The sequence below is a fragment of the Chitinophaga sp. genome (genome assembly GCF_035564935.1).
Lineage (GTDB): Bacteria > Bacteroidota > Bacteroidia > Chitinophagales > Chitinophagaceae > Chitinophaga.
In genome coordinates, this window is record NZ_DATMTE010000084.1 from 1 (window position 1) to 5,314 (window position 5,314).

Annotated in this window: 5 protein-coding genes; all 5 read left to right on the forward strand. The window is 47.2% G+C overall.

The features are described from left to right. Positions 1-151: 151 nt before the first annotated feature. Complete coding sequence (locus tag VN105_RS02355; protein WP_325637544.1) at positions 152-1,069, forward strand: dihydrodipicolinate synthase family protein; 918 nt, start codon at positions 152-154, stop codon at positions 1,067-1,069. Next, entirely contained in the window at positions 1,066-2,211 is a 1,146-nt protein-coding gene (locus VN105_RS02360; RefSeq protein ID WP_325637546.1) for a kelch repeat-containing protein, read from the forward strand. Before VN105_RS02355 ends, VN105_RS02360 begins: the two co-directional genes overlap by 4 nt. Before the next feature lie 10 nt (positions 2,212-2,221). After that, a complete protein-coding gene (locus tag VN105_RS02365; protein ID WP_325637548.1) occupies positions 2,222-3,451 on the forward strand; it encodes an MFS transporter in 1,230 nt (409 codons plus the stop codon). A gap of 2 nt (positions 3,452-3,453) precedes the next feature. Beyond that, positions 3,454-4,626 (forward strand): sialidase family protein, encoded by a 1,173-nt coding sequence (locus VN105_RS02370; RefSeq protein ID WP_325637550.1) that lies wholly within the window; start codon positions 3,454-3,456, stop codon positions 4,624-4,626. 121 nt (positions 4,627-4,747) lie between these two features. Then, positions 4,748-5,182, forward strand: a complete 435-nt coding sequence (locus VN105_RS02375; RefSeq protein WP_325637552.1) for an SRPBCC family protein — start codon at positions 4,748-4,750, stop codon at positions 5,180-5,182. Positions 5,183-5,314: the final 132 nt, after the last annotated feature.

Consider the following 5,314-nt stretch of genomic DNA (forward strand, 5'->3'; position numbering starts at 1 on the left):
ATTTTAATATGTAGTACATAAGTATTTAATTGTAATCCTCAGGATCAATTAAACAGGTTCCTGTATGAAAATTATTTTCGGGCACTGAGGTATGAACAACCGATCTGTCTGTACTTCAAAACCGGATAATCCAATATAAAAGTATCATTTCATGAAGCATAAACATATTGAAGGACTGATTGCTGCTGCATTTACACCCTTTCACGGGAATGGTTCCCTGAACCTGGAACTGATACCTGCTTTAACAGATAAGCTGGTAAAAGACGGTTTAAAAGGCATTTTTGTTTGCGGCAGCAATGGCGAAGGTCCTAATATGACTACCGAAGAAAGAATGCAGGTAGCGGAAGCATTTGTAAAAGCGGCCAATAAGCGGTTGCTGATCATTGTACATGTGGGGCACAGCAGTATTGCAGAATCGCGGAAACTGGCGGCGCATGCCGCCGCAATAGGAGCAGATGCGTTTTCCTCGGTAGCGGCATTTTATTTCAAACCTGCCTCTGTGCAGGTGCTGGCAGATTGCATGGCGGATATTGCAGCTGCGGCGCCCGCATTGCCTTTTTACTATTATCACATTCCCACGCTTACAGGTATAGGAATGGATATGATGGAGTTTCTCAGGATAGCAGGCAACAGCATACCCAACCTGGCAGGTATAAAATATACAGCTTCCACTATCCATGAATATCAATCCTGTTTTAACTACCAGGACAATCGTTTCGATGTATTGTTCGGGTACGATGAACTGTTATTGCCGGCACTGGCAGTGGGTGCAAAAGGCGCTGTCGGCAGCACCTACACGTTTGCAGCGCCGTTATACCTGCAAACAAAAGCGTATTTTGAAAAAGGAGATATAAAAGCCGCACAGCAGCATCATTTATTCATGGTAGAGGTGATCAGGATCTTTGCAAAATACCCGCCTATACCGGCGCAGAAGGCCATCATGAAAATGCTGGGCTGGGACCTGGGACCATGCAGGCTGCCATTGACCACGTTTAGCCAGGCGTTATATGACCAGTTATATAAGGAGCTGGATGAAATATCGTTTTTTCAGAAAGTACAACATTCATGAAACGGATACTTTATTCAATATTAATGGTGATGACAGTGAACATAGTTAGCGCCCAGGAAAAAAGTGTAAGTAAGGTGGAGTGGTCGGTAGCAGCGATGCTTCCGCCCGTTGCCGGGCTGCTGGTGCAGCCCGGTGTGGCCGGGCCTGTAACAGGCATCAGTAATGGTATGCTGATTGTTGCCGGCGGCGCCAACTTCCCGGATGCCCTGCCCTGGAACGGTGGTATAAAGAAATATAAGCAGGATATTTATATTTTCCGGCAAGATGAAAAAGGCCATGTGCTGCCAGGGAATGTAAGCCGGCAAACATTGCCGCAGGCAGTAGCTTACAGCGCCAATGTGAGTATGCCGGACGGGCTTATATACATAGGCGGGGAAAATAATAACGGTCCTGCAGGTAATGTAATACGCTTAACATGTAACAACGCCGGTGAAATTAATTTTACGCCGTTACCACCATTGCCCTTGCCGCTCACTAATTTATCGGCTGCGGGCTCAGGGCATATCCTGTTTGTAGCCGGTGGCGAGTCGGTGAATGGCGTCTCCGGTAGATTCTTTTCGCTGGATCTATCCACACCGGGCGCCGCCTGGCAAACGCTGCAGGATGTGCCGGTAGCCGTTTCCCACGCTGTAATGGCCATACAGGATGGCGGGGTGTACCTCATTGGTGGCAGACGTAAGAACAGCAACGGCATCAGCGATATTTTCAATACCACCTACCGTTACGATTTACATACCGATAAATGGGCATTGAAAGAACCGCTTCCCTATGCGGTATCTGCAGGAACAGGGCTGGCCATAGGAACGCATGAGATCATGTTTTGCAGCGGCGATAAGGGAGACGTATTCAGTAAAGGAGAAGAATTGAATGTGGCTATCAGCAACACTACTGATGCCCTCAAAAAAGAAACGCTGACAAGTGAAAGGAAAATGCTGATGAATACGCACCCGGGGTTCACCAAAGAAGTGCTGTTGTACAACACTGTTTCCGGCAGGTGGAAAACCATTACTCCTTTTCCTATGGAAGGCCCGGTTACCACTACTGCGTTACTGTGGAACGGAACGGTTATCATTCCTTCGGGAGAAATAAAAGCGGGTGTGCGTACACCGGTGATCATATCGGGTAAATTATTTTTTAACTGATCTGTATATTATGGCCACTAAAGGAAGTTATCGTTGGGTAGTAGTAGGACTGCTATGGGTAGTAGCCCTGCTGAATTATATGGACCGGCAGATGTTGTCTACCATGAAACCCGCTATGCAGGCGGATATCGCATCGTTACAATCCGCCGCCAATTTTGGTTACCTGATGGCCATTTTCCTGTGGATCTATGGATTTATGAGCCCGTTATCCGGCATTATTGCAGACAGGCTTAACCGGAAATGGCTGATTGTATGCAGCCTGTTTGTATGGTCCGGCGTAACCTTTGCAATGGGTTACGCTACTACGTTTCAGCAGCTGTATTGGCTACGCGCTGTGATGGGAGTAAGCGAGGCGTTGTATATACCTGCGGGTCTTTCGCTTATTGCAGATTATCATACGTCTTCTACCCGGTCTCTGGCCGTAGGTATTCATATGACCGGGTTGTACATGGGGCAGGCCCTGGGTGGTTTTGGCGCTACTATCGCTGCCAGGTTTTCCTGGCATTCAACCTTTCACTCCTTTGGCATAGCAGGCATTGTGTACTCGCTGGTACTGATAGCCTTCCTGCGCGAAACCGTGAAAACCCCGGTGGAAGCGAAAGAAAAGCCGCCTTTTTTGAAAGGGCTTGGTTTGCTGCTAACGAATATTTCTTTTTGGATACTGCTGTTTTATTTTGCTATTCCGAGTTTTCCGGGCTGGGGAATTAAGAACTGGTTACCTACTTTATTTTCTGAAAGTTTACAGATAGATATGTCGGCCGCAGGCCCTTTATCTACCATTACTATCGCGGCGTCCTCCTTTTTTGGTGTGATCTTCGGAGGCATATTATCAGACAAATGGGTCCAGTACCATACAAAGGGCAGGATCTATACCAGCGCCATCGGGTTATCGCTGACCATACCTGCGTTATTACTGATAGGAATAGGACACAGCCTGGTGCATGTAATGGGAGCGGCCATTTTATTTGGCGTTGGCTTTGGTATGTTCGACGGCAACAATATGCCTATCCTTTGCCAGTTTGTACCATCCGGTTACCGTGCTACGGCATATGGTATCCTGAACATGTCGGGCGTATTTGCCGGCGCTATCATTACTGATCTCCTTGGACGTTCCACAGATGCAGGCAACCTGGGGCAAAGCTTTGCTATGCTGGCGGGAATTGTACTGGTTGCTATTATTATTCAACTGAGCTTTTTACGTCCGAAAGCAAATGATATTGACCTGGTAAATAATAAATGATGATGATTAAAAAGATAATAATAACGTTCCTGCTGATGTGCCCTTGCATTGCATACGCACAACAAAAAGAAGTACCTGTTTTTGTTTCAGGAACAGACGGCTATAAATCATTCCGCATACCGGCTATCATTGCATTGCCGGATGGCGACCTGCTGGCCTTTGCAGAAGGCCGCGTAAACGGCGGCGATGATTTCGGGGATATTGATATGGTGATGAAACGCAGCAACGACAAAGGTAAAACCTGGTCGCCCATGCAGGTAGTGGCAGGGGGCGATAACCTGCAACTCTCCAACCCCGCGCCGGTAGTAGATCTTACCGACCCGGCTTATCCGAAGGGAAGGATCTTTCTTTTTTATAACACCGGCACTCACCGGGAAAAAGATATTATCAGGGGAGTAGGAATAAAGCATTGCTATTATATCACCTCCACAGATGGGGGCCATACCTGGGCAGCGCCGGTGGATATTACACTGCAGGTACATCGTCCCAAACAGCCGGAAACAGACCCTGCGTTTAATTTTGCGGAAGACTGGCGCTACTACGCCAATACGCCGGGGCATGCCATGCAGTTTTCCCGGGGAACTTTTAAGGGAAGGATCTTTATTGCTGCCAATCATACGGCGGGTAAGGCATTGCCCGGTGCACGCCATTACGTGGCACATGGCTACTACACGGATGATCATGGTAAAACATTCCATTTAGGCAACAGCATTGACTTGCCCGGCAGCAACGAATCCATGGCGGTGCAGCTTTCAGGCAACAGGCTCATGATGAACAGCCGCAACCAGGCAAAAGATGTGAGGGAGCGGATTGTATCCATCAGCAGCGATGGCGGCGCCACCTGGGATACTACTTATTTTGACCAACAGTTGCCAGATGCCGTATGCCAGGGTAGCATACTGGATGTAGGTACCTTTAAAGGGAAAAATATTATTGCCTTTTGTAACGCGGCTGATTCACTGGAAAGGGATAACCTTACACTCCGCATCAGTGTTGATGATGGGCGTACCTGGAAGAAAAGCTATGTGATCTATAAAGGCAATGGTTCAAAGAAAGCAGGTTATGCCTATGCTGCCTACTCTGATATTGTGCAGGCAGGCCGGAAGAAAACCGGTGTGCTGTATGAAAAAGACCACTATTCTTCCATTGTATTTACGGTGGTGAACTGGAAGTAAACCGTATTGCGGAGGCTGTCGCAAATAGTACACTATTTTGTCGGATATGGCCATGCAGGGTATGAAATACTCGTGCTATGTTTGCATTAACAACAACGGTTAACATTTAAATCTTAAAAAAATGCAAACAACTAATAACGCCACTAAGATCACAGTAACTGCAACTATCAACGCACCCGTAGCAAAAGTTTGGGAGCTCTGGAATGCGCCGGAGCATATTGTAAAATGGAATACTGCTTCCGACGACTGGCACAGCCCAAGATCAGTAAATGACCTGCGCCCGGGCGGCAAGTTCGAAACACGTATGGAAGCTAAAGATGGCAGCTTTGGTTTTGATTTCGGCGGTGTATATGACGAAGTGGAAGAACACGAACTCATTGCCTATACTATGGGTGATGGCAGAACTGTACGGGTTATTTTTTCCGCTTCAGGCGACACTACCGCTGTTACAGAAACTTTTGATGCGGAAGATACGCATAGCATAGAAATGCAACAGGGAGGCTGGCAGGCTATCCTGGATAATTTCAAAAAATATACAGAAGCATTGGCTCGTTAATCCGCATCACTCTATTCATTCTGCAAGATATTCCGCCGCATGGATCGCCTGATCTGTGCGGTTTTTTTGCGGGTACTGTTGAGGGATTTCTTCTTTTATATGAGGCGGATGTTATACTTTCATACTGGTTAT

Bases quoted from the DNA above. Each gene is read 5' to 3' on its own strand.
- VN105_RS02370 (WP_325637550.1), top strand. From the start codon at position 3,454: ATGATTAAAAAGATAATAATAACGTTCCTGCTGATGTGCCCTTGCATT.
- VN105_RS02355 (WP_325637544.1), top strand. From the start codon at position 152: ATGAAGCATAAACATATTGAAGGACTGATTGCTGCTGCATTTACACCC.
- VN105_RS02365 (WP_325637548.1), top strand. From the start codon at position 2,222: ATGGCCACTAAAGGAAGTTATCGTTGGGTAGTAGTAGGACTGCTATGG.
- VN105_RS02375 (WP_325637552.1), top strand. From the start codon at position 4,748: ATGCAAACAACTAATAACGCCACTAAGATCACAGTAACTGCAACTATC.
- VN105_RS02360 (WP_325637546.1), top strand. From the start codon at position 1,066: ATGAAACGGATACTTTATTCAATATTAATGGTGATGACAGTGAACATA.